We start from the raw sequence: 25,099 nt of genomic DNA, 5'->3' as shown, positions 1-25,099 counted from the left end.
TTATTTTTTGAATTGAACATAAGAAGACAGAAAACCTGCGATGTAACCTGCTTGTAGTGATTGGGTTTCTACATTGTAATGAACATGATCAACAAACCTATTTCCGCCCAAATTTTTAGTGTAACTGTATAAATCAATGATGGGAACTTTAAAACTTTCAAATACCTGTCTCGCAATCTCATTATATTGGAGCAGATCTGTTTCAAAGCGATAAAAATTCTTGTTCTTAGCATGAATAGCATCCACAACATCTGTACTGCTAACCCATATTAAGTTGATTTTCTTCTTATTCAGGATTTTATAAATTTCAATCAGGTTTTTTCGATAGGTAACGGAATCAACGGCAATGACTTTTGTGTCTTTATCACGTTTGATATCATGCAAACCGCAGTTTAACAACATAACATCCGGATTAAATGATTTATCATTTTCTTTTAGTCTCAAATAATTCAATACCATTTTAGAATCACCACCATTTGCACCATTTGGAATGTCTAAATTTTTAAAAGCTTCTGGACCGCCAATTTTTCGCTGATAAATGAATTTCTCTTTTAAATTCTGTTCTAAAAATGGTCCATACTGGAGAGATATGCTATCGCCTAAAACAAATAGTTTAAACTTTACGGGTGCCTTAAAAGCGAGTAACATCACTACCAAAAGACATATTGCTGATATAGATTTATATTTCATCTTATTTTTTAGGTTTATTGGTCATATAGAATCTTAAATGTCCGCCCTTCATGATATCGTTGTGATGGATATATTTTTTAGCGTATGGTCTCCCATCTAATTCTATTCTTTGTATATAAATATTGGTTTCTGATAAGTTATCAGCTGTAATTTTGAACTTCTTGCTACCCAACTGTAACTCAGCAGATTTAAACGCTGGCGTTCCAAATACATATTCAGAATTTGCTGGATTTACAGGATAAAAACCAAGGGTACTAAATATATACCAGGCACTCATCTGTCCACAATCATCATTTCCACTTATTCCATCAGGCGTATTGCTATACAGCGTTTTCACAATTTGACTGACACGCTTTTGCGTTTTCCAGGCTTCATCAACATAACTGTATAAATAAGCGACGTGATGACTCGGCTCATTACCATGAACATATTGCCCTATTAAACCAGTGATATCCGCTGTTGAGCCCTCAGCGTCAATATTGGAACTGATTGTAAACAAGGAATCTAATTTTGCGGCAAATTTCCTTTTACCGCCCATTAGATCTATAAGGCCATTCACATCATGCTGTACATGCCAGGTATATTGCCATGCATTAGCCTCGGTATAAGGTCCGCCTGAAGAACTAGCATGCGATATTTTGTATGGATTAAAATCACCAACCCAGCTCCCATCTGCATTTTTTGCCCGCATAAAACCTGTCTTTTTATCGAATAAATTCTTGTAGAAATTTGATCGGTTATTGAAATAGGTATAATCGCTTGACTTACCCATTTTTTTAGCCATTTGAGCAATACACCAATCATCGTAAACGTTTTCTAATGTTATAGAAACAGACTCTTTCTTTATGCTATCAGCTGGTAAGTAGCCGTACTGCTGATACAAGTCCCATCTTGAATTTTGATGGTTTACCGTTGCGCTTATTTTTAAAGCTTCGAAAGCTTTATCAACATTGTAATTTCGAATGCCTTTCAAATAGGCATCTGTAATTACGGGGATAGCGTGATTTCCAATCATACAATAGTTCTCATGTCCCCAGAGTGTCCAAATTGACAAGTATCCCTGCACATCAAAATGAGCAAGCATCGTTTCAACAATTTCATTGGTTATCTTAGGATACAAAATGGTATACAATGGATGCAATGCCCTATAAGTATCCCAAAGCGAAAGTGTAGAATAATAGGATTTACTTTTAGCATTGTAAACCTGATTATCTGCACCCCTGTAATCGCCATTTAAATCGGCTATATTATTTGGTGCAATTAAGGCATGATACATTGCTGTATAAAATATTTCCTTTTGCTTTTTTGAACCTTCAATATTTACTTTATCCAGGTAATTATCCCACAGTTTTAAAGCATTATTTCTCACATCCTCAAAATTCCAACTGGGACTTTCTCTAAGTAGATTATCCTTTGCATTAGCTATGCTAACGGTAGATATTCCGACCTTTATTTGTTGTACGGATTCCTTTTCATTAAAGATTAAAACCACTCTTTGATTCTGCTTTGCCAATGAATCAGAAAGCCATTTAACAGCCATTATTGGTTTTTGAAACTTAATACTGAAATAAACATGTTGTTTACCTGCCCAACCGCTCGATATCGTATAACCTGAAATCGTATGGGCATCCTCCAAATTAAGGGCCGAACTGATCACATGAGACTCCAATCGCTTTTCATTCTGCACAAGGCCATGCCTTAAATCCAATAGTATTTTCTCCTGTCCGCCCGAGTTAAATTTATATTGATGGAAAGCTGTACGTTGTGTAGCGGTTAAAGCTACCTCCACATCATAGTCCTTTAACTTTACAAAATAATAACCCGCAGCAGCAGCTTCAGCTTGATGAGAGAAGCGACTTCGATAACTATCCTTTACTGTCTTACCTGTAAAAGGCATTAATAAAATATCACCTAAATCCTTCCCGCCCGTCCCACTAAGATGGGTGTGAGAAAACCCCAAAATGCTTGTATCCGCATAATGATAACCGGCACAATGATCCCAGCCCTGAAAATCAGTATCCGGACTCAGTTGCACAAAACCAAATGGAACAGTTACACCTGGAAAAGTATGCCCTGTGCCATCAGTACCGATTAATGGCTTAATGTATTTCGCATTGTTAAGCGATTGGGCAAGCAATAATTCAGCATTAAAAATTAACAACAACAAACTGATGAAATGTATTTTATTCATACGGCTGCAGCAACTAAAGTTTATTGATTTTAACATTGCTGGTATTGATTTGCTTCACATTGCCTGCGTCCTTCTCGCTAATATTTATGAAAGAATCGTGTACATCCTCCAACCAAACAGCTGGCCTTTGGTCTTCATTTTTCAAATTAAACCGAATGTTATTGAGCTGAATGTTCTTAGCATGCCTGATATAAAAACCATAAGAAGGTAAACTCCAGCCAAACATTCTATTTTCCGGATAGCCCTTTTCCATCTCTGGAATAATTCGAGTGGCATCTTTACTTGTTCCTCCACCAGGCAGATTGAAAATCATGTCTTTTAATATGACATTTTCTACATAAAACCCAGGGACAGCTGTAATAGAGCTTGTAATTTTGCTTTCAGCAGTAGCTACAACCTGACTGATAATTACATTTTTTAAAGTTCCCGTTGGATTCTTTCTACTTCCCAAACGAATAAATATTGGCGTTTGAACACCAGTCATCGTTATATTAGAAATATTTATTTGATCCATTGTCCCACCATCAACAATCTCTAATGCTATCCCGGCAATTCCTGTTATAGAATCCAGAATCGAGTTATTCGACTTTTTTCTCCAATCATGTAATGGTGATTCCGAAGCCTTTTTAAGCACACAATTAGAGATGGTTACATTTTTAAACCCTCCAAAAGAGCTCGTGCCCATTTTTATAAAATTGCAGTTGGAAGAAAATATGCAATTTGTCACTGTAATATTTTCGCTGAAGCGTTTGGGGTTATCGCTCTTTAAACATAAAGCATCGTCACCACTGTCTACAATACAATCTGAGATGACGACATCCTTGCTATCAATATCAATCCCATCATTATTGTAATTCGCATGAGAATATATCGTAACCCGCTGTATTTTTATCTGCTCACTATTAAACAGTCGTAACGACCAGGAAGGAGAATTTAACAAGGTAACCTGACTAATGTTGACGTTGCGACTGTTGTTTACAAATACAATGTAAGGTCGATTGGGATTTGATTCTTCGATCACAAAATTTTTCCCGTTACCATTTAAAACACCAAATCCAGTTATACTTACGTTTTCGGTATTCTGTACTAAAACCAAACTTTTAAACGTAGGAACAGCAGCATCCGCCTTAAGCTCAGCACCCATTTTCAGGTGTAAATCTGTATTCTTTTTCAATACGATCATCCCGGTTACAAATGTTCCTGCGGGTACAATCACTGTTCCACCACCTTGTGCTGAACAATCATCCAATGCATTTTGTATTGCCTTAGTATTATTCGTCCTTCCATCGCCTACCGCATTGTATTTCAATATATTATATTCATTTGAATAGCTTTTTGTCAGACAAAACAGAGCCATTAAAAGCAGTATACTTTTATTTAATCTCATAATTTTATAATGTTAATTCGTGTATCCTGGGTTCGGGATTAGTTCTTTATTGGTGTCTAACTCTCTTCTTGGTATGGGATACCAAATTTTATAATCCTTAAAATTATCTTTTACCGCCGCTACGTTGACCGTTGGAAAAGTTATACTTGTATTTAAAGCGGCAACCACATCTTTTAGTTTACCAAAGCGGATTAAATCAAATCTTCGCCAACCCTCTCCCAAAAGTTCTCTGGATCTTTCATCAATTAATTCATCCATAAAATTTGCTTTGAAATAGGCGGTAGTAATCGTATTCAAATTTGCCGGGGTATTCCCTCTGGTTCGAACTTCTTTTAAAAGCGCTCTTGCTCCAGGTTCATCACCTGTTTTATATTTGCATTCTGCATACATGAGCAAAACATCTCCATAACGTAATATACCATAATCGGTTTCACCAGAATTTGCAGGAATACCTCTTGCAGCTCTATCTACAGGATCATCCTCTCTCCATTTGTTTAAGCAAATATTAGATAAGCTGGCAGATACAGTAGTGGGGGTAAAATATTTACGTCCATTGATGACCTGGGAAGTCGCTGCTGCAGCTATATTACCGCTAAAACTAAGGTTTCTTCGACTGTCATTAACATTAAAACGCGTATAAGCTTCACGCATTGGACGCATCCATCCTGCTGTGCCGCCTACAGTCAAATAGTTCCCTGTAGGTCCGGCTAAATTGAAATAATAAATATATTCGTTGTTCCCACCAGCACCAGCCTGCACCAACATCATTTGTTCGTTTCTAGCGGTTTCTTCTGTGGCAGATAAGAACAAATAATTAAATGAAGGAATCAGCGAATAACCACTTTGGGTATAAATATCCTGGCAAATGGTTAAGGCCTCAGCATAAAATTTATCTTTATCCACCCAGCTAAAACTATTTAATGGAAAGTTTAATGCTTCGCCGACATTATTTTCTTTACAGCTGGCTAAATAGACATACAATTTAACCAAAAAACCTGCTGCAGTATATTTGTTTACCCTTCCTAATTTAGGATTGCGATTTGGTAAATCCTGATAAGCTACTTTAAAATCAGATTCCGCTTGTAACATCACCTCTTTAAGCGTAGACCTTTCCTGATTCAAGTTCACATTAGTCGAATTTACAACAGGTACCCCACCAAACAACCAACCCAAATAAGCATAATACATTCCTCTTAAAAAATGGGCTTCAGCTAAGATCTGCTTCTTCCGGGTTTCATTCATGGCTATATCAGGCACTCTTTCAATGATGAAATTTGCCCGGGTAATCCCAGCATAAAGGAAGAACCAGCTGCTTCTTAGTATGGTATTTTCGGAGGTGTAGGTATAATTTGCAATCGTTACAAAATTATTATCACTGGTAATTTTTGTAGCGTCCGTAATTAATTCATCGCAACCCATCGAAGTTAAAAATTGCATACCTCTTCCCCAGGTACTCGAACCACCTTCACCTTGTATCGTACTTGCATTCAGCACATCGTATACACCCGTTAAAGCCAATTCAGCATCGGTTGCCGTTTTATAAAAGTTATCAGTAGCTACAAATGAATAAGGGGTTTCTTCTAAAAACTTTTTGCAACCTACATTAAATATTGACAACAAAATAATGCTGCACGATAGTAAATATTTTAATTTCATATGCTTAAAATTTTAAATTAAGACCAAATGTGAATGTTCTGGCGCGTGGATAGGATATGTTATCAATACCCGGCAGTAACGAAGTATAAGAGGCTATTTCAGGGTCAAAACCCGTGTATTTGGTCCAGGTAACTAAATTCTCCGCTGTAACATAAAACCGGATCCCTCTTATTTTGTAATTCTTTAACTTGCTCTCCTCAAAATTGTAACCCAGATTGATGTTTTTTAATCTTAAATAAGATCCATCTTCAACATAATAACTTGAGGTTTCTATTTTTCCCAGGCCTGTTAATGCGGCATAAGTATTACTGGGATTAGTACTTGTCCAGCGATTGTTCCAGTACTCGGTAGTTACATTTGCATAATAATTCTGGCCAGCCTCATATCTGTATTTCCCTGAATTTAAAATATCATTCCCGTATGACCATTGAAACAGTACCGATAAATCGAAATTCTTATACGTAAATGAATTTGTAAAGCCTCCAAAATGCTTAGCATTGCTATTACTGATAATCGTCCTGTCGTTTACATCATCAACAACACCATCTCCATTTAAATCCTTATACTTAAAATCGCCTGGCTTAGCCGCTCTGCTGCTCATCGCTGCAACACCAGGTTTTAAGGTTAATGTAGAACCCGATTGTATAAAATCCTCAGTTTGATAAATACCGTCAAATACATAGCCATAAGCCGCCCCTATTGGCTGGCCAACAATCACTCTACCCACATTCCGAATCAAACTACCACTTACCGTTACAGGAAGGTATTCTACGTCGCCTAAGGAAACAACCTTGTTTCTATTAAAAGATATATTAAAATTACTCGACCAGTTAAAGTTTTTAGTTTTTACATTAACGGTATTTAAGGCAAATTCCAGCCCTTTATTATCGACCCGACCTATATTTTGCCATTGCTTAATAAAGCCAGAATGACCAGCAATATCAGTATTGATTAATAAGTCTTTAGTTTGCTTATAGTAAGCGTCAACCGTTAAAGCAATTCTGTTGTTAAATAGCCCTAAATCCAAACCCAAATCATACTGATGCGTAGCCTCCCATCTTAAATTCTTATTGGCCAATACAGCGGGTGCAATTCCTAAAACCGCATTCCCATCGTTTCCTGAATAATAAGCATTCACAGTACCAGACAAAGATTGGTAAGCCGCAATCCGATCGTTACCGGTTATACCGTAACTGGTCCTGATTTTTATTTCTGATATTTCTTTTACGTTCTTAAGAAAGTTCTCATTAGACAATTTCCAGGCGAAAGCACCCGATGGAAATAATGCATACTTATTCTCCGCTCCAAATTTTGAAGAGCCATCATTCCTTAATGTTGCGGTAAACAAGTATTTGTTGGCTATATTAAAATTCAGCCTCCCAAATTGTGATAAACGATTGTATTTGTACTTATCTGTGGTAGGCGGGAAAGCTAGTATTTTTGCTGTACCAATATTGTCCACCGCATTTATAGTCTGAATATCGAAATTCTCTCCACGCATTCTAAAACTCTCGTAGGTATAGGAATTAAGTTCAAAACCACCCAAAACCGTTAAATTGAGATCTTTACTGAATTTATGTTTGAAAGTTAAGGTGCTGGTATGGTACCAATTTGCAGAACTACTTGTATTTAACATCCCCAGTCCGTTTGTATTGTAGCCCCATGATGTGGTAGAAGGATACCATTCCTTATTTTTTGAGTCCGTCAGTACAGTTCCGGTATTTGAGTTTAAACTTAAATTATCAAATATTTTATACGTCGCATTTACACTCGCGATCAACCTTAAGGTCGGAACATTTTTAACAGAATAGTTGACAAAATCAGCTGGACTTCCCAGTCCACTGTTATCCGGATCAGAACTAACATCGCCCTCTTCAGGTACATTTACGGGTTTATAAAGTAATAAATTCTGTATTAAACCATTGTAATTCCTAGGGCCATCGCCACCATTAGTAGCCGTACCTTCGCTTTCTGAATAGGATGCATTTATCGTTGTACCAATCTTTAATCTAGGTGTCGCATTATGATTGACTTTTAGATTTAAGCTATATCGGTCATAGGAGTTATTTTTAACTAAACCCTGCTGGTTTAAGTAACCGAATGAGCTAGAAAAAGTTGTCTTTTGAGTTCCCCCACTATAGTTTAAATTATAATTCTGAGACAAGCCGCTTCTTAAAAGTAAATCCTGCCAATCGTATGATTTTAGACCTGTATTGTCTTTCATCTTATCATAGATACCATCCCCATCTATATCATCAGCCCACAAAGGATCCTGAGGTGTAATGGCATACCTGTAAGCGGTATAATCTGCAGCGCCCAATAAATCTATTTTCTTTGTGGCCTTTGAGGACAGCCAATAGGTATTCAACTCTAAAACGGAAGTATTTGCTACCCCTTCTTTAGTGGTTACAATAATGACTCCATTGGCGCCACGGGAACCAAAAATTGCAGTAGCCGAAGCGTCCTTTAAAACCTCTATAGATGCAATGTCAGCAGGGTTTATATTCGCTAAGGGATTAAGTGAAGAGGTATTTCCATAGCCTGATCCCGACACCTCCCCATTATTGATATCTATTTGCACCCCATCAATAACATATAGCGGTTGTACTCCGGATGAGAAAGAGTTTGCCCCTCGGATGTTCATATCAACACCGGCTCCAGGTTCACCAGAGTTTGAAGTAATCTGAATTCCAGAAACCCGTCCCTGCAGTGCTTCGGCAAAAGAAACGGCTTTTGATTTTTCCAGATCTTTGGCTTTTATAGAGGCGATGGAACCTGTTAAATCAGATTTGTTTTGTGTGCCATATCCAATTACCACTACTTCATCTAAACCGGTATCGCTAAGCTTTAAATTTACATTTAGCGTTTTCCTGTTTCCAACTTTTAGTTCCTGTTTAATGTACCCAATAAAAACGAATTCTAATACGGCATCTTCGTTGGGGACAGCTATGCTATAATTTCCATTCTTATCCGTTATAGTTGTAATTTTTGAATCCTTTACCCGAACTATAGCTCCAATTAATGGTTTGGAAGTTTCATCGCTTACTTTTCCCGTAATTTTAATCTCGGCATTCGTCGATGGATTCTTAATTTTTGATTTGATAATAATATCCTTTCCATCAAAATGATAAGTGAAAGGTTGATTTAAAAAACAGATAGACAGCACATCAGTCAGTGGTAAATCACGGGCTTTTAAAGTTAAAAGCTTTGCCTCTTTTATGATCTTTACATCATAAAAAAAGTGAAAGCCAGTTTGCCTGGTTAATTCATGAAAGACATGTTCTATATGCGCATTTTTCACATTTAAACTCACATTTTGTGCGATGCTCGCCGCTGAAACTTGCATTAAAGCAACCATCCAAATAGCAATAAGTAACTTCATTTTTAGAAAAAAACTAGATGGAATAAAGTAATATGCGCTGCATTTGATTACAGTATTTTTTTTATACATTTGGTTCGTTAGGTTAATAAATATTTGGTTGTTGTAACAATTAATTTTAGTTATCTGACTCAGCAATTAGCTGATACCTAGGGGCGGTACGAACGCTCCTGGGTTAATAACTTTGTAAGCGTAAAATTATCTGATCACCATTACCCTCCTTCCCTCAACTTTAAATTTCACGGTACCGGTTAATTCTATTTTATTCAATAGTTTCCTGATGCTGCTGGCTCTTAACATTGTGCCGCCAAATTCTACATCGTCAAAGTCGCCAACGTATTCGATTTCCACATCATACCATCTTGCAATTTCATTCATGGCTTCCTGAATACTTTTATGGTCAAAGGCAAAGTACCCAAGCTTCCATGCTATTTCATCATCAGGGTTTGTCAACTGTTTAATTGTAAAATCGTTCTTGTGGTTGAAGAGTAGTTGTCCAGGTTTTAAAATCGCTGTTTTATTTGCTGTACCGGTATAAGCTGTCGATACTTTAACCGAACCTTCCAGTAGTGTCGTTTTTACAGCTTCATTGTTATAAGCACTTACATTAAAATGTGTTCCCAAAACCTCTATTTCCTGAGTTTTAGATTTCAAAACAAAAGGCTTTTGAATATTCTTATAAACTTCAAAATAAGCTTCACCAGTCAGTTCTACGGTACGTTTCTGTTTATGATTAAAATTGGCTGCGTATTTTATTGAACTTTCCGCATTTAGGAATACTTTAGAACCATCCGGGAGAATCACATCGTAAGTTTCACCTCTTTGGGTTGATAAAATATTAAAGCCTTTACTATCGGCATTATGATCATTTATTTTATAAATCAATTTCCCTTCACTGTCCTTAATAATTTCGACCCCGTTATCCTGGGCAATCTTGCCATTAATCGCATCAGAAAGAGTTATACGCTGTCCGTTCGACAATGTTAATGTTGCCGATCTTGTTCCTGGAGGAATTGTTTTATGCGTAGCAAATTTGCTTTCCTTATCCGCTTTATTTAAATAGTGACGGAGGCCAATAAAACAAACAATTAAAACTACGGCTGCTGCAATTGCTTTAAACCAAAGCCTTTTAACAATTGCGGTTTTATTTAAATGATCATTCGATAAAATCTGTTTTAAATTCTGATGAACTTTTTTAACCGATATGATTTCTTGTTCAGTAATCTGATCAACTGAAACCTCTTTATTTATTTCGTCAAAAACCAGATTTTCTAATTCCTTTTGATCATCGATCTGAAAATAAAGCATCAACAATTCTAATTCCTGGGCGGAGGAAGAATTATTCAAATATTTTTGAAGTATTTCTTTATACGGTAGCCTGCTCAATTTATATTGGTTTTTCATCTAAGACGCATGGGAAAATACTTTCCTCTGCTCGGTATGAAAATATTTTTCTAATTAATTTTAGAAATGATAGCGGCGATGAAGATTGAATAATGGATATCCTTAATATGATGCTTTATTAATTTAGTAGCTTTTACAATATGATCGCTAACTGTTGAGGTGGATATGTTTAACAACTCACTCACCTCTTGATAGGTTTTACCCTCTATTTTGCACAATAAATACACATTCTTTCTTTGAGGAGGAAGCAGCTCAATGGCCTCATCTATTAATTTCTGGGTATCCTTAAAATCAATAATATCTTCGGTACTGTTGTCAAATGACGAGTTCGATTCTATGGCCAGCCGATTAATTAAATTCCGATCGAAGGCCGCTCTTCTAAATAAATCCATAACCAGGTTGTGCGCTATTTTAAAAATATAAGATTTGAAAGAAGATTCTATATTAATGCTTAATCTCTTGTCCCATATTTTTAAAAAAACTTCCTGCAAAATTTCTTCAGCTAAATCACTTTGTTTAACAACTCGTAAAATATTGTGATAAATTTTCTGACTATAAAGGTTATATATCTTATCAAAAGCTACATTATCTCCTTGTTTTAACAAGTGTAATAATTCAACATCATTTTCGCATTTCTCCTGATTTTGATTAGACATTCAATAGCTTTGGTTTTAAGCAATGATAAAAATATTTTACCAAATAAAAAATTCATATTAAAATTGTCTCCCTCTCTCTATCAAGCATTATCCGTATCTGCATCTGATCCTTCCTGACAATCAAGTCTCTGAGGACTGTCATTTTCAGGTTTTTGCTTTGGAGAAAAGTTCCCTTCAGCGTCATATGCTTTATCCGCATCACTTCCTTTGAGCTGCTCATTTGGAATGACACCAGTTTTAATTACCTGCTTTACTTTTTCCTGTACATTTTTTTTTCCTTTCATAACCTCAAATCTTAAAAACTTTAACAACTAGCAGTTCAAATTGTTCCAAAGAACTATGTTAACAATAAAAGGCCCCCACTGCAAAATTCATGAAACATAACACCAAACATTATGTTATAACTACCTAAAATATAAGACTATGAAAAACAAGAAGCAGTTACCAGCAGAAGAATTCACCAACAGAGAACAACTCCATGGGGGCCGTAACCTGCCTAAAACCCATGAACAGAACCAGGATGCAGAGGACTCTTCAGCAAAGGCTGGCTATATTTCGGGAAACCTCTACATCTTAAAAATCAAGAGTACACAATCCTTCCTTTTCATAGACTGCCTTGATTAACATTTACAAAAGGCTAATTCCCATAAAGGCAGAAGTTTTTAAGCAAGTTTCGGGTTTTCTGTCGCTTCAAACATTTCCACCTTTGCTATAGAAATTTTAAAAAAAATGGACGAAACACATGAAATAGGTATTGCCTTGACTCAGCAAGTCGATTGGAGTCTCATTAGTGATGAAATGCACGAAAAGGGTTTTGCAATCATCCCTAAATTCTTAATGGATAAGCAATGCAATGAGTTAATTAAAGACTATGACAACCCGCAAGCTTTCAGAAAAACAGTAGTAATGGAACGCTATCGTTTTGGCATTGGCGAATATAAATATTTCAACTACCCGCTGCCGGACATTATTCAGCAAATCCGAACAAACATCTATCCTAAGCTGGTGCCAATTGCCAATTTATGGTTTAAAGCATTAAATATTAACAAACAATTTCCATTACATCATACAGACCTATTGCAGCAATGCTATGAAAATGATCAGCGAAAAGCCACGGTTTTGATATTGAAATATGGGAAAGGTGGATACAATACGCTGCATCAGGATTTATATGGAGATATTTATTTTCCGATCCAAACCGTATTGTTTTTAAGCGAAGCCGACAAAGACTTTTCAGGCGGAGAATTTATATTAACCCAACAAACTCCCAGGGCGCAATCCAAAGCCATAGTATTGAAACCTGGCAAAGGAGATATGCTGATCTTTACCACTAACTTTAAACCTGTAAAAGGCACAAAGGGATATTATCGGGTAAATATGAAACACGGTGTAAGTGAAATACAGGCGGGAGAGCGTTACACACTGGGCATTATATTCCATGATGCTTTAAGCTAGAATGATACGGCACAACGAAATATCGAGCCGAGATTTGCGAAATAGAATCAAAAATCAAACCATACGCTTTGGAGGAAACTGTAAACTAAAAATTTATGGAACCTTATCATGTGCCTCCGGCAAAAAAATAAAAAAAGAAAACAGGGTTTTCTTCATTTCTGAAAAAGAAGCACTTCAAAACGGGTATCGTCCTTGCGGCCGTTGTAGAAAAGAACAATACAAAGAATGGAAAAGTGCAAATAGGTAACCTTATTATTACGGATCATAATTGATTATAAACCCCTACTAAAATGCCTTCCTCTGTCATCCAGCATTATAGTTACGAATCTACAAAACGTATCCTGTACATTACTTTTGTATCAGGCATAACTTATGCCTACAAATCCGTTCCAATTGATATTGCCAATAAGTTAAACGCAGCGGAATCAAAGGGAAGATATTTTAATCACTTCATTAAAGGCCACTTCAAATACACCAAGTTGAGAAACAAATAAAACAAAAGCCTCCCAATTCAGTTATAAAAACATCTTAACCAATAAAATAAAATATCATGAACAATCTACTTTATACCATCGCAGTCCTTTTAGTCATCATTTGGGCCATTAGTTTTTTAGGCGGTTTTTATACCGGCGGAATCATTCACATCCTGATTATTATCGCCATTATAGCGGTCATTCTTGGTGTCATCCGAAGAGCTTAGCGGAAACCAGTATCCGCGGCAATTTCCCTGCCTATTTCTTGTACTAGGTTATAATCAAGCAGGATATCCTGATGGCCAGAAGTTTCATCATATTCATATACAGGAAATCCGCCTGGTTCCAAATCATCGGCAGTCATAGCTTCCCAATTTCCAGCACCCTTACCCATGAAAATTTCACCCAACAAAGCACCGTGATATATAATTTTGTAAGTACCTGCTTCTTGCGGATGAATATTGAGGTCAATTTGCTGTCCGTCAACCCGGATAATAATATTAAAAGGATCCATATTGTTTATACTGGTTTATTGTTTAAATAATCTTCCACCTGCGTACCTAGTTGTGTCAATAGCTCATTAACAACCAGACCTTCGCCACACCAGATTTTCCCGGTTTTATCAGTATCCTGCCAGATCGTTCCTAAGGAAGTGTACTCGTCAAAAATTTCATATTTAGGGTCTTCCCTATCAGGAACCACCAATAATGACTTAGTCTCACCTTCAATGGTTACCTGTATCTCAAAAGGCTCCCATTCTTCCTCTATTTTTCCCATAATTTCTTGTTTTCATAATAGACCTTTTGTAGATAGATAATTTTAACACCCTTGGTATCAAAAAGTTTTAAATCCTACTAAAAAAAATCTTGAGGAAAAAAAGCTTGAGAAAAAAAAATAAAACAATCGCATTTTACCAATGTTAAATGAAAACTTGGGAAGTTAAGAACAATTATCTAACGAAAAACTAAAATTATGGCAACTACAAGAAAAACCGGAAAAATGGAAAATTCAGAATTTCATGAATTCTTTGTAGATGAACTCAAAGACATCTATTGGGCAGAAAAACACCTTTCAAAGGCCCTACCTAAAATGAAAAAAGCAGCGACCAGTCCAGAATTGGCTGCAGCTTTCGAAAAACATACAGAAGAAACGAATGAACACATTGCTACCCTTGAACAGGTATTTCAGCTATTGGAAGAAAAAGCCCAGGCCAAAAAATGCGATGCTATGGAAGGGCTGGTAAAAGAAGCCGAAGGCGTGATTGAGGATACTGAGGCGGATACTATGATTCGCGATGCGGGACTAATCCTCGCTGCCCAAAAAGTTGAACATTACGAAATTGCAACCTATGGTACGCTAGTTGTATTTGCACAGAATATGGGCCATAACGATGTAGCCGAACTACTAAAATTTACGCTGGATAATGAAAAAGCAACTGACGTGGCCCTGACCGAAATTGCAGTTAATTCTATCAACGAGCTGGCAGCAGCCGAATAACAAGGTTCATAATTCTGGCCCCCTTAGCTAAGCGCTAAGGGGACTCTTGTTAAAACCCATAAGTACCTAAAACATGGAACAATTCGGAATAACAGTGGAAGATAACGGACAGGGCAGATTTTTCAACATCAAACCCTTAGGTAATGCCCGCTACCAAATCTACATCGAAGATGAAACTATAGGAACGATCCAACTGGATGAGAAAAACCACGCACATTGCGAAAGCGTCGGTTGCGAATTGGACATACCCCTACTTAATGCCATCAGGGACGAAATTCAGCTACATGAAAAATGGAAAAGTCAACTCTAAAAACAATTACCCAAGTCTAGTTACAACTTTATAAAAAGTACTCTGCTCGCCATTTACTTTGTGATCCTGGTAGAGCAAATCCAGCCGATCCTTTTCAAAATCATTGAAAAAATCTTCCCAACTGATCTCTTCCGGGTCTTCGCTTTTACTAAATTCTGGGAAATGGATTCGAAGAACCCCTTCATCACCATTTATTTCTGTCCCAATGACCCTTGCAGGCACACCACCACGTTTTTCAGCCCATTCCTTGATGGTCTGATGATTATGGGTTTGATTAGAAGTACTCATATGTTTATGCTTTATAATTTTCATTCTTTTAGTAACCGAAATCAATTAACAGTCTTTAATCCAAACGATTTGTCATAAACTTATTTATGACAAATCATTATTTGAAGCCCGGCCTTAATAAACTTAATACCTGGTTATCAGTAAACTCTCCAAAATGGCGATATGCCTGTCCCACCCCTTGAAAGTCCTCCGGCTGAAACAATACCTCTATGGCATCAGCCCGACTGAGATGAATGTCATAGCTCAGACCTGATACAGGTACAGCAATAATCACTTCTGATGCCCCATTGTTGCGGCAGAGGGCAATTACCGGAACCAATGTTACTCCCATGGCAATGCCGTCGTCTACAAGAATCACTATCCGACCTTTCATCTCGGGCAATGGCAGGCCATTTCGATACAGATCAACTCTGCGTTTCACTTCAACAAATTGCTCTTCAATAATATCCTCAATAGTCCCCTCATCCAGCATTTCCCGCCCAAATCCAGAAACATAAACTCCTGATTGTTCTGTGACCGCCCCAAAACCCAGTTCCTGATTTCCTGGGAAAGGCAATTTCCTGGAAACAACCAGCGAAAACTCAGCTTTCAGTGCCGCAGCAACATAATAGCCAACCTCCACGCCTCCTCGAGGTATACCAATAATCAATGGATTTTGTCCCTCGTATTTTGCTTTCAGCTGCTCACCGAGGCGCTCCCCAGCATCTCTTCTGTCTTCGAAAAGTTTGTATTTTCCAGTGCTAAACATCCTCTTTAAAAAGTAATAAAGGTAGATGTGTATGATAAGCCAGTTTTTTTGTCATGCTACGATGAAAGATACTTTCAAAAAAACCATATTGTTTCGGAACTGTAATGACCAGCTCGGCGCGTTCTTGTCCGGCAAATTCCATAATCCCTTTGGCCATATCTTCGTGATCAATATAATGATATTCGGGCTGCTGCTCATCCCAAAGCTGGTGAAGGTATTTCATTTCCTTAATCGTATCAGGATTAAAATGGGCACCATCATGATCAACATTTAAAATAATTAACCGCGCCCCTAGCGCAGCTATAAAATTCTTCATGGCATGCACTGGCGTAGATTCCGTTACCCGCTTTAAATCACAAGCAAAAACAACAGTCTTTATGGGTTGAAAGGAAGCACCGGGCGGTACAATGAGTAAAGGCGCCGGAGTATCATGAGCCATATTAATCGTATTACTGCCCATAAGTGTCCTTTCAAACCCACTTTTACCGGAAATCCCCATAACAACAAGGTCAATATGTTCTTCTCCAGCAATAGAAATTACAGCATTCACCAAGTTCCTTTCATCACATCGGATATCAATTTCGGCTTTTTCGGGAAGCCAATCCTTAAGTTCGTCCTTCAATTCTGTGATTTTTTGCAGACTGAGCTTATGAGATTCGGCAAACCCTCCTGTATAAGGAGCAAACGCTGTAGGCGGTATTGCAATAGATTCATAAGAATGGTACAAAATCAAACGTCTTGTGTTCAGCTGATGGGCAAGTGCAGTGGCATACGCGGCAGCATTTGCTGCCTCCTTAGAAAAATCAGTGAGTACCAACATTTCGTTTATCGTAGGCGTTTTGTTTACAGAAAATGTTTCCATGATTTTCTCCTTTATTTTTATGCTGTCAATTCAGGAGCTTAACCAGATGTCTAAAAAACAATCCAAATTCAGATTGGTTCAGAAAAAATAAACAAAATAAACCCAGAGGTGTTTTAGTCGCTCTATAAAGTAGTAATGAATTATAAAATGTTATGGAAAATTTTAGAAACTATACTATCGCAACGTTAGCAGCCTACGCAATAGCAGTAAACAGTACCGGCAACAATGCTCAAACCGTAGAAAAGGATTTAAACATCCTTGTCAGCCAACAAAGGGATACGCTCAGCACCGAGCAATTCATCAAACAATTATCGACTTACAGTGCCAAAGAAATCAATCTGTCAAAACTGGCCAAAAAGAAATCAAAAAATTCGAAAGTAAGGGAGTATGCTGTAAAAGCAATGGACGCCAACATTATTGTTTATTCAGATCTGAAACCCTTTGCAGAACCCAGGAATATTACGCTTGCCGATTCAACAACCTTCGTCCCCGACCAGCTCATTTCCGATTTAAAAAAGGCTAACCACAATAACTTCGACAGGCAATATCTATCCATTACCATTGAAGATCATAACCAGACAATTTCTCTTTTAGAAAAGGGAGCCATGTTCGGCGATACCCCCATTGTATCTTTTGCAAACAAACAGCTTGTGGTATTCAGAAGGAACCTGGAAGAAGCTAATTTTCTTTCTAAACAAATCGGCAATAAAAAAATGACCGCTGACAAACCGCGAAAAGAAAAAAAGAGATAAACCAATGAATTGACTTGCATACGTACTAAGAAACACGACCATGAAAACCAAAAAAAATATTAAAACAGGAAATTACCACCAGCCTCAAGTTGACGGAGAAGACCAGATTGTTCTGATAGATCCTGCCATTACCGCAGAGACCGATGAACTGGATCTTGCCTTTCGGCAGCAAGATCCTCCTGTAGATCCTGAGGAGGAAGATGAGGAGAATGACTTCCCGGAAGAAGAAGGCTTGGAAGATGATGATTACGACCTCAATCATGATCAGGATGATGATCTCAGTTTGAATATAGATGACGATGAGTTGGAATAAAGTGACAGCACCTAAATCTGCTCAGAAAGCATTCTGTTGAATAGTAGCATTACCCGTTTCCACTTCAATTTCTTTAGTCGTTACCGCATAATGAGCAGGTCTAATCTCCGAACCATAAGCAACAGCATAGGCTTTAGTAAACTCTGCGCCCACATACAAAATAATCGACGAATAATAAGTCCATAACAATAAAATCACTAGCGACCCCGTAGCTCCATAGGTACTGCCAACATCACTTTGCCCGATGTAAATGGAAATCCCAAATTTACCCAGCATAAACAAAATAGCAGTAACTACAGCGCCAAATAAAACATCTCGCCACTTGATGATTGCATCTGGCAGTACTTTAAAGATCACCCCAAAAATGAGCGATATCACCGCCAGGGTCAGCAACTGGTTCAGTATATAGAACAAGATTACCGAGACATCAGAATATCTGGCTTGAAGCCTACTGCTGAAAGCATCCAGGACAGCTGTGATGGCCAATGAAACCAATAAAATGAAACCTAGACTAATAATTACCGAAAAAGAAAGAAACCTGTCCAGCAGGATTTTTAACCAACCCCGTTTCGGTTTTGGCTTCAGCCCCCAAATATGATTGATAGAATCCTGGATATCTGCGAATACAGTCGTTGCTCCAATGAGTAAGGTGACAATTCCTATGATAAAAGCGACCATGTCCTTGTCGCCGACCGCTGCTTTTGAAACAATCTCCTGGAGCTGCAATGCCGTTTCTTTCCCCATAAATCCTGCTAACTGGCCATAAATTTCTCCTTGTGCGGCTTCCTTACCCAGGAACAATCCGCATAAAGATATGACCACCACCAGCAGCGGTGCCATCGAAAAAACAGTGTAATAAGCAAGCGACCCACTCAATTTGGTCACTTTATGATCGTTAAACCCTGTAAAGGTAGCTTTCAGCACATTCCAGATACCCTTAAAAGTAATTCGTTTATGTGTCATAATTTGAATTTTACTTTAATTCTGAAAACCATTTATCTTATAGGCCAATTCTTTAACTGCCGACGGTAACAAAAAGTTCCTGTTGCATCCATCGTTTTTCTGACCATCTACCTTAGACAAAAAGGATTTCCAGAATCCAAGCCTGTAGATGCCCCGCATAGGGAAACAGGAAAATAAAATGAATAGGTAATAAACTGCATCAAATGAAGCCCTGTTCGGTATGTGTTGCAGAATTGTGCGATTGCTGAATCAAATCTTTGATGTCGGATTTAGGTCTTTTTTCCTGATGTACTTGCTGATGATGTTGAAACAGTCCATGTTCATCTGTATAATCATCGCCACGATTTTCAGCTGCAAACCGCATTTTGTTCCTCAATTTCAGGCCATTTTTCGTTGCAAACAAAACTCCAAGTGCAGCGACGGTGGCAAGTCCGGCAAATAACACCATAAGTGTCGTTTTTTTTAACTCTTTATATTTCATACCTGTAGAATTTTAACTGAGAACACTCCCAAAAAGAAATTGTTTTCAAACAAAATAAAACTAGGGTTGTTCAAATTTCTATGAAAACATTACAATTTACAAAAGAGATCAAAGCGCCAGCCCAAACAGTTTGGGACACGCTTTGGAACGAAACTACTTATCCCCAATGGACAGATGCCTTTAACCCAGGCGGCGGTTCCGCCGTACAAAGTGATTGGAAGGTTGGCGGCAGAACCCTCTTCGTAGATGGAAAAGGGAATGGTATGATCAGTACCATTAAAACCAAAAATGAACCTTATGACATCGTATTTGAACATCAAGGTCAAGTAATTGATGGAAAGGAAGATACCACCAGCGAAAAAGTAAAAAACTGGGCAGGTTCTCTTGAAGAATATCATCTTTCCGAAGAAGACGGAATAACTAAACTCAAAACCTCTGTCCAAATTGAAGAAGAATGGGAAGAGACCATGAACAAGGGTTTTACCAAGGGACTCGAAGAAGTAAAAAGACTCTCAGAGCAGTAAAACCATATAAAATTTGATCTTACTGGCACCATATTGATGCCAATAAGATCAAATACTAATTTAGAAACAAAGCCCTAATTTCAACCAGATATGGCTTGCCTTCAATATTTTTCTATTTTGATGAATTAAGTTCGGCCCAAGTCCATGGATGTGCTCTATTAACTGTTTGCTCCCTTACTTTCTTCACTTCGTTCGGTTTAATTGCCGAAGCTTTATTTCCCATACCATTTCTGATATAGCTTAAAATAGAAGCAATATATTCGTCATCATTCGCCCCTAGTGCTGGCATCTCATCTGCATAAACCTTACCATCTATTGGTCCCTTTAAACCTTGTAAAAGAATACGAATAAGTTTAACAGGATCTCCATTTACTTGCTTGTTAGCTGCTAATGGTGGAGCAGGTAAATCTTTAGCCCCTAGCACTCCTTTACCTTCAGGACCATGACAAGTTGTACATAACTGGCTATAAATCGTAGCTCCCTTAAGCACCAACTTTCTGTCCTCCTCTGCCAATTGTTTTGATGCCATTTCATGCAATTTTTGTTCTCTTTGAAGAACAAAATATTTCCGATATGATTCAGTTAGCACACGATTCTTAGGATATTTCTCTACCAATTCATTAATAATACTTTTAGCTTTTTCGGACTCACTAAACCTTAATGATAAAGCAAGCTGAAATCTCACATCAGCACTTTCGTCATTAACAAATGGCTCCAAAAATGTGATCAAGCTCTCATCTCCTTTTGTAATGGCTTCTTCAGCCACCCAAACAGCATTTTTTCTCACATTAGCATCTTTATCCTTTAATGCCGCTTGCAAGGTTGATTTATCCAAAGCTTTCAATCCATCTAAAGTCCAAATTGCATGGATACGAGCTAATGGATCGGGAGAATTTAACACCAAATCTTTTAATGCCGGAGCTACTGACTGATCTCCTTTTATAACCATTAATTTTTGCGCATTGTCTCTCCACCAACCATTTGGATGAGATAAGTATTGTACCAATTCAGAAGATGGCATACCTAATGTATTTGGTTTAGTTTTATCCGGTTTAATCCCATCATATACTAATCTATAAATACGTCCTCTACCAATGTTTTTATCAAATTTCTTACTTAAGATCTGAGCACCTAAAAAAGTCCCACTTTTTGTCCAATTGCTTTCCTGAATGATACCGTGATACATGTCTACAATATATAAACAACCATCAGGTCCGGTTAAACTGTTAACAGGTCTGAAGTTCATATCTGTAGAGGCAAGAAACTCTTCTTCTTTATAAGCATTTTTAAGTGTAATAAAGCCATCGGTATTCGTCACTTTTGCTCTTCTAATCAGTCGCCCTACAGGCTCAGGTATTAAAAGATCTCCAACCATATCAGCGGGTAAAGAGTTCCCTCTAAAAACAGATTGCCCTGAACATGCAGTAAAATTATTAAGCGTACTGTCTTTTCTTAGTCTATTGACTCCTCCCTGAACATCCGGTGTAGAAATAATAGGCCAAACTGCTCTAAACTCCTGGTCATATTGCCCTCCAATATCTAAGCGACCGAAATATGGGTTTTGCTGAAAATCTAATGCTGGCGTTTCCCCTCCTGCTGAAGAATAAAATAAACGACCATAGTTATCGTTCGCCAAACCCCACTGACCACCTGATCCGTTTATCAGTTTTTCTGCTTTTAATTCCCCATTATTATAGCGATACCTAATGTTATCATAAGTAACATATAATCTATTGTCCAGATTCCAGATTAAACCACTTTTTTGATGTTCTAAATTGTTCGTACTTGCTACATCATTACGATAAACCAGTTTTTTCTCATCTGCTTTTCCATCTCCGTCTGTATCTCTGTAACTATAAATATTATTAGAGTTTGTTTCCGCTACTAACAACCTGTCATCTAAAGTTTGTATTAGACGAGGAAGAATAAGCTTATCTATAAAAATAACAGCTTTATCCATCACTCCGTCCCCATTAGTATCTTCAAGTCTCTTAACTGTACATACCGGTTCCATTTGCCCAGTGCCTTTAACGTCTTTCATATAGGTGTTCATCTCGGCAACGAACATTCTACCATTCCCATCAAAAGTGATCGCTACTGGCTCACTAATCATAGGCTCGCTTGCCACTAGTTCCATTCTATATCCTTTTGGAAGATGAAACGACTGAAGACTTTCTTTAGGACTTAAGTATTTAGAGCTTGGATTGGTTTTAACAACAATCTTTCCCGAAGCGTCTCTGTTCACAGTATCTTTTAATGCACTACAGGCATAAAATAGGGCTGGTAAGCTTAAAATAAAGGCACAATAAAAAATTTTATTACTTAATTTCATCTTTTTTATATTGTATAATCGTTGTGCGATTTTTTACTTTTTAGCTGCCTGTCCAAAAACTCTAAACTCATGAATAGACCAGTAGTTACCTGTTGCACCTGTTTGAATAACTTTGATATACCTACCAGCTGTCTTTTTATTAAAAATAATAACAGTTTCGTTTTGTGCTCCTGCTCCACTGGCTAATACAGTTCCCCAATTAGTTCCGTCATTAGACATATAAACTTCATAACCTTTAGGAGAGTCATTCTTACTAGCCGCAACATCCAATACTATTTTACTAACGGTGTTAGCAGCATTCATATCTAAAATAAAAAATTGACCACTAGCCTGAGAAACTCTAGTTTCCCATCTCGTCGCAGGATCATTATCAATAGCTTTTTTTGCTCCTTCAGGATTAAGAGAAGCAGTAGCTAACCATTGCCATCTATCTTTAGTTAATTCCTTATCCTCATCCTGAAACTTACTAATAGGATTTTTCAAATGTGGCTTTACATTTAAATTCGCATTGTTAGCATTCACACCTAACATACCTACGGATAGCAATACCGATAAAATAATTGTTTTTTTCATAATGTTTATATTTGATTTAGTTTGAATCAGACGTCCCAATTGGTTTTAAGACGATCTGTTTCACTAAAATCAATTTCCCCATTAATAAAAACATAATAAATGATTAATAATGAAATAAAAGATTAAAAAAGTTGATTAAAGTGTCTTCTCCTGAAAATAGTGTATAGTCATTTCAGGAGAAGACACTATATTAATCTTTCAAAGTTGGTCCATGTACCACTAACTTACCATCTTTATTAACTTCCATTCTATCGATAAACACCAGTCTTTGATGGCCTGAAGCTTCAGTACGCCCATGATATACGCAAAGCATTTGCTTACCATCCGGGCTATAAGTAATGCTATTGTGACCAGTTCCGGTTACCATTCCATTTTTCTGTAAAACAGGATTTTCATCTGCTTTTTTAAATGGTCCTAATGGGCTTTTCGACGTAGCGTAACCTACCGCATAATTTTGTCCGTCGAAGTTATTTGCCGAGTACATCATATAATAAACTTCCCCTTTTTTAAAGATAAAAGAACCTTCTGTCCATCTCCTGTTTACTTCTTTAGCAGTTACCGAACGACTTTCCCAGTCGTCTTTACCCATTTTAACTGGCGGACGAAGCAACAGAACAGGCTCCCCAATTGCATCCGAGAAATCCGGTTTCAGTTCTACCCCATATACCCAACTTTCTTCCACTTCATTATACCACCCATTTTTTCTGGCCCATTGTGCTACTTCGCTTTCCACCGGGTGCTTATAACAGCATCTTGAATAGTACAAATAGGTTTTACCATTTTCAAACCACAGATTGGCATCTATAATTGGATATCCCGGATCAAAAATCGGGCGGTCGTTCAAGTCTGTAAAAGGGCCAGTGGCTTTATCTGAAACTGCTACCCCAATCTTAAAGTTTTCCTTTTCCCTGTTGGGATTCTGCTTCCACTGAGCGCTGTAAAACATATAGTACTTACCATCTTTCTTATAAACTTCCGGAGCCCAAAAAGAATGTATACCCCAGCCATTCGTGTTATCGTGATGGTAAACCTGCCCCTCAAACTTCCAGTCTTTTAAATTAGTCGATGAATAGGCTCCAAACCCCTCTTTCACATCGCCCCCGGTGCCATACATATAGTATTTCCCGTTATCATCATATAGTACATAAGGATCGCCAAAAGGTATGGGCAATGGATTTCCAATAGACTGAGCTTTCGCACCAAGAACGGCCATGAACAGGCACAACAAACTAAACTTAATCTTTTTCATCATTTTATTTGATACTAATTTCATAAACTTTTAAAGTTTGCTGCTTTTAATTTTTTAATGATATAATCTGCATGTATTTTTTTCCCATCCTCGTTCGGATGTAATCCGTCTCGTAAATATTGTTTACTATTTTCCTGTGTAATGCCACTTTCTGCATAACAATCAAAATAAGGTATCGACATACCATCACATATTTTCTTGATTATGCCTATCTTTTTCAGGTTGTTTTTATTTCTATTCTCGCTTTCAGCTTGCAAAGGAAGGGATACATATAATTTTGCCTTAGGAAACTTATTCTTGAGCGTCTTAATGCACCATTTTACAGTCCCAGCTATTGTATTCAGGTCAAGGTTATCTAGATTTCCTTCCTGTAGTACCCCTTCTGTATCTCCCAATACTGCCTCAGTGCTAAGGTCATTTGTTCCGTATGAAAGGATTATAAAATCTGGAATTGGTGCTGTTTTCTCACTTAAATATTTCTGTATATGTACTATGGCAGAATTGTTTATACGTTTTTGGTATTCTAAGTCATCCGGATTTGCGGCATTGCTGTTACTTATACCTGCGAAATCGGTGTCGTTATAATTTTGTGTCCTTATCTTTTTACCACTCCCCGTAGTTCTTTCGCGTTTGCTCCAAATAGCTCCCCCTACAGCACCATTGTATAAATTCCCAAATTTTAATGTGCTGGAAAGTTGATAAGCCCAGCTATTTTCCGCAGCTGTTATACTGTTCCCAAAAGTCGCCAGGCTCTTGCCTTCAAATACCGACTGAGTTGGCACTTCCACTTTCTTCTTCTCTTCATCTCCATTTCCAACCCCGGCCTTCGAATATGCTAAAAACAGGAAAAATGAACAAATTAATGCCAGGAATGTCTTCTTCATAACCGATTTATTTAAAAAAATGAAAATTTGTT

The 25,099-nt window shown here is 37.5% G+C and carries 30 protein-coding genes; 11 read left to right on the top strand and 19 right to left on the bottom strand.

What is annotated here, in order from left to right; genetic code table 11:
- From EZ444_RS18050 to EZ444_RS18015, 8 genes are all read right to left on the bottom strand, one after another.
- Window positions 1–690, bottom strand: a complete 690-nt coding sequence (locus EZ444_RS18050; RefSeq protein WP_131610537.1) for an SGNH/GDSL hydrolase family protein — start codon at window positions 688–690, stop codon at window positions 1–3.
- A gap of 1 nt (window position 691) precedes the next feature.
- Window positions 692–2,881, bottom strand: a complete 2,190-nt coding sequence (locus tag EZ444_RS18045) for a GH92 family glycosyl hydrolase (RefSeq protein ID WP_165503653.1) — start codon at window positions 2,879–2,881, stop codon at window positions 692–694.
- 13 nt (window positions 2,882–2,894) lie between these two features.
- Window positions 2,895–4,268: a glycoside hydrolase family 28 protein gene (locus tag EZ444_RS18040; RefSeq protein ID WP_131610535.1), complete on the bottom strand. Its 1,374-nt coding sequence runs from the start codon at window positions 4,266–4,268 to the stop codon at window positions 2,895–2,897.
- 12 nt (window positions 4,269–4,280) lie between these two features.
- Entirely contained in the window at window positions 4,281–5,924 is a 1,644-nt protein-coding gene (locus tag EZ444_RS18035; RefSeq protein ID WP_131610534.1) for a RagB/SusD family nutrient uptake outer membrane protein, read from the bottom strand.
- A 4-nt stretch (window positions 5,925–5,928) separates the two neighbouring features.
- The gene (locus EZ444_RS18030; protein WP_165503652.1) at window positions 5,929–9,306 is read right to left on the bottom strand and encodes a SusC/RagA family TonB-linked outer membrane protein; all 3,378 of its coding nucleotides are present in this window, start codon (window positions 9,304–9,306) and stop codon (window positions 5,929–5,931) included.
- 195 nt (window positions 9,307–9,501) lie between these two features.
- Window positions 9,502–10,707: a FecR family protein gene (locus tag EZ444_RS18025; protein WP_131610532.1), complete on the bottom strand. Its 1,206-nt coding sequence runs from the start codon at window positions 10,705–10,707 to the stop codon at window positions 9,502–9,504.
- Between the two features lie 50 nt (window positions 10,708–10,757).
- Window positions 10,758–11,363: an RNA polymerase sigma factor gene (locus EZ444_RS18020; RefSeq protein WP_131610531.1), complete on the bottom strand. Its 606-nt coding sequence runs from the start codon at window positions 11,361–11,363 to the stop codon at window positions 10,758–10,760.
- A gap of 80 nt (window positions 11,364–11,443) precedes the next feature.
- Complete coding sequence (locus tag EZ444_RS18015) at window positions 11,444–11,647, bottom strand: hypothetical protein (RefSeq protein ID WP_131610530.1); 204 nt, start codon at window positions 11,645–11,647, stop codon at window positions 11,444–11,446.
- Window positions 11,648–11,786: 139 nt separating this feature from the next.
- Between EZ444_RS18015 and EZ444_RS18010 the strand changes: the two genes are divergently transcribed.
- From EZ444_RS18010 to EZ444_RS17990, 5 genes are all read left to right on the top strand, one after another.
- A complete protein-coding gene (locus EZ444_RS18010) occupies window positions 11,787–11,987 on the top strand; it encodes a hypothetical protein (protein WP_131610529.1) in 201 nt (66 codons plus the stop codon).
- 105 nt (window positions 11,988–12,092) lie between these two features.
- Window positions 12,093–12,818, top strand: a complete 726-nt coding sequence (locus tag EZ444_RS18005) for a 2OG-Fe(II) oxygenase (RefSeq protein ID WP_131610528.1) — start codon at window positions 12,093–12,095, stop codon at window positions 12,816–12,818.
- A gap of 1 nt (window position 12,819) precedes the next feature.
- Window positions 12,820–13,065, top strand: a complete 246-nt coding sequence (locus EZ444_RS18000) for an Ada metal-binding domain-containing protein (RefSeq protein WP_131610527.1) — start codon at window positions 12,820–12,822, stop codon at window positions 13,063–13,065.
- A gap of 43 nt (window positions 13,066–13,108) precedes the next feature.
- The gene (locus EZ444_RS17995) at window positions 13,109–13,312 is read left to right on the top strand and encodes a KTSC domain-containing protein (protein ID WP_131610526.1); all 204 of its coding nucleotides are present in this window, start codon (window positions 13,109–13,111) and stop codon (window positions 13,310–13,312) included.
- Between the two features lie 56 nt (window positions 13,313–13,368).
- Entirely contained in the window at window positions 13,369–13,518 is a 150-nt protein-coding gene (locus EZ444_RS17990; RefSeq protein WP_131610525.1) for a lmo0937 family membrane protein, read from the top strand.
- Here the strand turns inward: EZ444_RS17990 and EZ444_RS17985 are convergent.
- Together EZ444_RS17985 and EZ444_RS17980 are read right to left on the bottom strand one after the other, a co-directional pair.
- The gene (locus tag EZ444_RS17985) at window positions 13,515–13,805 is read right to left on the bottom strand and encodes a hypothetical protein (RefSeq protein ID WP_131610524.1); all 291 of its coding nucleotides are present in this window, start codon (window positions 13,803–13,805) and stop codon (window positions 13,515–13,517) included. The two genes, EZ444_RS17990 and EZ444_RS17985, sit on opposite strands and share 4 nt — an antisense overlap.
- A gap of 5 nt (window positions 13,806–13,810) precedes the next feature.
- The gene (locus EZ444_RS17980; RefSeq protein ID WP_131610523.1) at window positions 13,811–14,068 is read right to left on the bottom strand and encodes a hypothetical protein; all 258 of its coding nucleotides are present in this window, start codon (window positions 14,066–14,068) and stop codon (window positions 13,811–13,813) included.
- 195 nt (window positions 14,069–14,263) lie between these two features.
- Here EZ444_RS17980 and EZ444_RS17975 point away from each other — a divergent pair, with 195 nt between their 5' ends.
- Together EZ444_RS17975 and EZ444_RS17970 are read left to right on the top strand one after the other, a co-directional pair.
- Window positions 14,264–14,788, top strand: a complete 525-nt coding sequence (locus EZ444_RS17975) for a YciE/YciF ferroxidase family protein (RefSeq protein ID WP_131610522.1) — start codon at window positions 14,264–14,266, stop codon at window positions 14,786–14,788.
- 73 nt (window positions 14,789–14,861) lie between these two features.
- Window positions 14,862–15,098 (top strand): hypothetical protein, encoded by a 237-nt coding sequence (locus EZ444_RS17970; RefSeq protein WP_131610521.1) that lies wholly within the window; start codon window positions 14,862–14,864, stop codon window positions 15,096–15,098.
- Between the two features lie 6 nt (window positions 15,099–15,104).
- Here EZ444_RS17970 and EZ444_RS17965 read toward each other — a convergent pair whose 3' ends face one another.
- The 3 genes from EZ444_RS17965 to EZ444_RS17955 form a co-directional block, all read right to left on the bottom strand.
- Window positions 15,105–15,386: a hypothetical protein gene (locus tag EZ444_RS17965; RefSeq protein ID WP_131610569.1), complete on the bottom strand. Its 282-nt coding sequence runs from the start codon at window positions 15,384–15,386 to the stop codon at window positions 15,105–15,107.
- Between the two features lie 97 nt (window positions 15,387–15,483).
- Complete coding sequence (locus EZ444_RS17960) at window positions 15,484–16,134, bottom strand: phosphoribosyltransferase (RefSeq protein ID WP_131610520.1); 651 nt, start codon at window positions 16,132–16,134, stop codon at window positions 15,484–15,486.
- On the bottom strand, window positions 16,127–16,996 hold the full coding sequence (locus EZ444_RS17955) for a universal stress protein (RefSeq protein WP_131610519.1): 870 nt from the start codon (window positions 16,994–16,996) through the stop codon (window positions 16,127–16,129). Before EZ444_RS17955 ends, EZ444_RS17960 begins: the two co-directional genes overlap by 8 nt.
- A 152-nt stretch (window positions 16,997–17,148) precedes the next feature.
- Between EZ444_RS17955 and EZ444_RS17950 the strand changes: the two genes are divergently transcribed.
- Together EZ444_RS17950 and EZ444_RS27270 are read left to right on the top strand one after the other, a co-directional pair.
- Window positions 17,149–17,748, top strand: coding sequence for a DUF4142 domain-containing protein (locus EZ444_RS17950; RefSeq protein WP_131610518.1), 600 nt, complete (start codon window positions 17,149–17,151; stop codon window positions 17,746–17,748).
- A gap of 40 nt (window positions 17,749–17,788) precedes the next feature.
- Window positions 17,789–18,061, top strand: a complete 273-nt coding sequence (locus tag EZ444_RS27270) for a hypothetical protein (protein ID WP_165503651.1) — start codon at window positions 17,789–17,791, stop codon at window positions 18,059–18,061.
- 21 nt (window positions 18,062–18,082) lie between these two features.
- Here EZ444_RS27270 and EZ444_RS17945 read toward each other — a convergent pair whose 3' ends face one another.
- Window positions 18,083–19,024 (bottom strand): YihY/virulence factor BrkB family protein, encoded by a 942-nt coding sequence (locus tag EZ444_RS17945; RefSeq protein WP_131610517.1) that lies wholly within the window; start codon window positions 19,022–19,024, stop codon window positions 18,083–18,085.
- 90 nt (window positions 19,025–19,114) lie between these two features.
- On the opposite strand from EZ444_RS17945, the gene EZ444_RS27810 reads away from it, so the two are divergent.
- Window positions 19,115–19,201, top strand: a complete 87-nt coding sequence (locus tag EZ444_RS27810; RefSeq protein ID WP_317130131.1) for a DUF6766 family protein — start codon at window positions 19,115–19,117, stop codon at window positions 19,199–19,201.
- Window positions 19,202–19,223: 22 nt separating this feature from the next.
- Here EZ444_RS27810 and EZ444_RS17940 read toward each other — a convergent pair whose 3' ends face one another.
- Window positions 19,224–19,505: a YtxH domain-containing protein gene (locus EZ444_RS17940; protein ID WP_131610516.1), complete on the bottom strand. Its 282-nt coding sequence runs from the start codon at window positions 19,503–19,505 to the stop codon at window positions 19,224–19,226.
- A gap of 80 nt (window positions 19,506–19,585) precedes the next feature.
- Here EZ444_RS17940 and EZ444_RS17935 point away from each other — a divergent pair, with 80 nt between their 5' ends.
- On the top strand, window positions 19,586–20,029 hold the full coding sequence (locus EZ444_RS17935) for an SRPBCC family protein (RefSeq protein WP_131610515.1): 444 nt from the start codon (window positions 19,586–19,588) through the stop codon (window positions 20,027–20,029).
- A 112-nt stretch (window positions 20,030–20,141) separates the two neighbouring features.
- On the opposite strand, the gene EZ444_RS17930 is transcribed toward EZ444_RS17935, so the two are convergent.
- The 4 genes from EZ444_RS17930 to EZ444_RS17915 all read right to left on the bottom strand — a co-directional run bounded on the left by EZ444_RS17930 (window position 20,142) and on the right by EZ444_RS17915 (window position 25,067).
- Window positions 20,142–22,361, bottom strand: a complete 2,220-nt coding sequence (locus tag EZ444_RS17930; RefSeq protein ID WP_131610514.1) for a PVC-type heme-binding CxxCH protein — start codon at window positions 22,359–22,361, stop codon at window positions 20,142–20,144.
- 33 nt (window positions 22,362–22,394) lie between these two features.
- On the bottom strand, window positions 22,395–22,934 hold the full coding sequence (locus EZ444_RS17925; protein ID WP_131610513.1) for a discoidin domain-containing protein: 540 nt from the start codon (window positions 22,932–22,934) through the stop codon (window positions 22,395–22,397).
- 190 nt (window positions 22,935–23,124) lie between these two features.
- Entirely contained in the window at window positions 23,125–24,207 is a 1,083-nt protein-coding gene (locus EZ444_RS17920) for a glycoside hydrolase family 43 protein (protein WP_225874765.1), read from the bottom strand.
- Window positions 24,204–25,067, bottom strand: coding sequence for an SGNH/GDSL hydrolase family protein (locus tag EZ444_RS17915; RefSeq protein ID WP_131610512.1), 864 nt, complete (start codon window positions 25,065–25,067; stop codon window positions 24,204–24,206). The genes EZ444_RS17920 and EZ444_RS17915 overlap by 4 nt, the downstream gene beginning before the upstream one ends.
- Window positions 25,068–25,099: the final 32 nt, after the last annotated feature.

The sequence above is a fragment of the Pedobacter hiemivivus genome (assembly GCF_004331685.1).
Taxonomy (GTDB): Bacteria; Bacteroidota; Bacteroidia; order Sphingobacteriales; family Sphingobacteriaceae; genus Pedobacter; species Pedobacter hiemivivus.
This window is presented reverse-complemented; position numbering and strand designations above follow the sequence as displayed.

What these genes read in the sequence shown, in the direction of transcription:
- EZ444_RS18050 (WP_131610537.1), bottom strand. Translation starts at nt 690, where the DNA reads ATGAAATATAAATCTATATCAGCAATATGTCTTTTGGTAGTGATGTTA.
- EZ444_RS18045 (WP_165503653.1), bottom strand. Translation starts at nt 2,881, where the DNA reads ATGAATAAAATACATTTCATCAGTTTGTTGTTGTTAATTTTTAATGCT.
- EZ444_RS18040 (WP_131610535.1), bottom strand. Translation starts at nt 4,268, where the DNA reads ATGAGATTAAATAAAAGTATACTGCTTTTAATGGCTCTGTTTTGTCTG.
- EZ444_RS18035 (WP_131610534.1), bottom strand. Translation starts at nt 5,924, where the DNA reads ATGAAATTAAAATATTTACTATCGTGCAGCATTATTTTGTTGTCAATA.
- EZ444_RS18030 (WP_165503652.1), bottom strand. Translation starts at nt 9,306, where the DNA reads ATGAAGTTACTTATTGCTATTTGGATGGTTGCTTTAATGCAAGTTTCA.
- EZ444_RS18025 (WP_131610532.1), bottom strand. Translation starts at nt 10,707, where the DNA reads ATGAAAAACCAATATAAATTGAGCAGGCTACCGTATAAAGAAATACTT.
- EZ444_RS18020 (WP_131610531.1), bottom strand. Translation starts at nt 11,363, where the DNA reads ATGTCTAATCAAAATCAGGAGAAATGCGAAAATGATGTTGAATTATTA.
- EZ444_RS18015 (WP_131610530.1), bottom strand. Translation starts at nt 11,647, where the DNA reads ATGAAAGGAAAAAAAAATGTACAGGAAAAAGTAAAGCAGGTAATTAAA.
- EZ444_RS18010 (WP_131610529.1), top strand. Translation starts at nt 11,787, where the DNA reads ATGAAAAACAAGAAGCAGTTACCAGCAGAAGAATTCACCAACAGAGAA.
- EZ444_RS18005 (WP_131610528.1), top strand. Translation starts at nt 12,093, where the DNA reads ATGGACGAAACACATGAAATAGGTATTGCCTTGACTCAGCAAGTCGAT.
- EZ444_RS18000 (WP_131610527.1), top strand. Translation starts at nt 12,820, where the DNA reads ATGATACGGCACAACGAAATATCGAGCCGAGATTTGCGAAATAGAATC.
- EZ444_RS17995 (WP_131610526.1), top strand. Translation starts at nt 13,109, where the DNA reads ATGCCTTCCTCTGTCATCCAGCATTATAGTTACGAATCTACAAAACGT.
- EZ444_RS17990 (WP_131610525.1), top strand. Translation starts at nt 13,369, where the DNA reads ATGAACAATCTACTTTATACCATCGCAGTCCTTTTAGTCATCATTTGG.
- EZ444_RS17985 (WP_131610524.1), bottom strand. Translation starts at nt 13,805, where the DNA reads ATGGATCCTTTTAATATTATTATCCGGGTTGACGGACAGCAAATTGAC.
- EZ444_RS17980 (WP_131610523.1), bottom strand. Translation starts at nt 14,068, where the DNA reads ATGGGAAAAATAGAGGAAGAATGGGAGCCTTTTGAGATACAGGTAACC.
- EZ444_RS17975 (WP_131610522.1), top strand. Translation starts at nt 14,264, where the DNA reads ATGGCAACTACAAGAAAAACCGGAAAAATGGAAAATTCAGAATTTCAT.
- EZ444_RS17970 (WP_131610521.1), top strand. Translation starts at nt 14,862, where the DNA reads ATGGAACAATTCGGAATAACAGTGGAAGATAACGGACAGGGCAGATTT.
- EZ444_RS17965 (WP_131610569.1), bottom strand. Translation starts at nt 15,386, where the DNA reads ATGAGTACTTCTAATCAAACCCATAATCATCAGACCATCAAGGAATGG.
- EZ444_RS17960 (WP_131610520.1), bottom strand. Translation starts at nt 16,134, where the DNA reads ATGTTTAGCACTGGAAAATACAAACTTTTCGAAGACAGAAGAGATGCT.
- EZ444_RS17955 (WP_131610519.1), bottom strand. Translation starts at nt 16,996, where the DNA reads ATGGAAACATTTTCTGTAAACAAAACGCCTACGATAAACGAAATGTTG.
- EZ444_RS17950 (WP_131610518.1), top strand. Translation starts at nt 17,149, where the DNA reads ATGGAAAATTTTAGAAACTATACTATCGCAACGTTAGCAGCCTACGCA.
- EZ444_RS27270 (WP_165503651.1), top strand. Translation starts at nt 17,789, where the DNA reads ATGAAAACCAAAAAAAATATTAAAACAGGAAATTACCACCAGCCTCAA.
- EZ444_RS17945 (WP_131610517.1), bottom strand. Translation starts at nt 19,024, where the DNA reads ATGACACATAAACGAATTACTTTTAAGGGTATCTGGAATGTGCTGAAA.
- EZ444_RS17940 (WP_131610516.1), bottom strand. Translation starts at nt 19,505, where the DNA reads ATGAAATATAAAGAGTTAAAAAAAACGACACTTATGGTGTTATTTGCC.
- EZ444_RS17935 (WP_131610515.1), top strand. Translation starts at nt 19,586, where the DNA reads ATGAAAACATTACAATTTACAAAAGAGATCAAAGCGCCAGCCCAAACA.
- EZ444_RS17930 (WP_131610514.1), bottom strand. Translation starts at nt 22,361, where the DNA reads ATGAAATTAAGTAATAAAATTTTTTATTGTGCCTTTATTTTAAGCTTA.
- EZ444_RS17925 (WP_131610513.1), bottom strand. Translation starts at nt 22,934, where the DNA reads ATGAAAAAAACAATTATTTTATCGGTATTGCTATCCGTAGGTATGTTA.
- EZ444_RS17920 (WP_225874765.1), bottom strand. Translation starts at nt 24,207, where the DNA reads ATGAAATTAGTATCAAATAAAATGATGAAAAAGATTAAGTTTAGTTTG.
- EZ444_RS17915 (WP_131610512.1), bottom strand. Translation starts at nt 25,067, where the DNA reads ATGAAGAAGACATTCCTGGCATTAATTTGTTCATTTTTCCTGTTTTTA.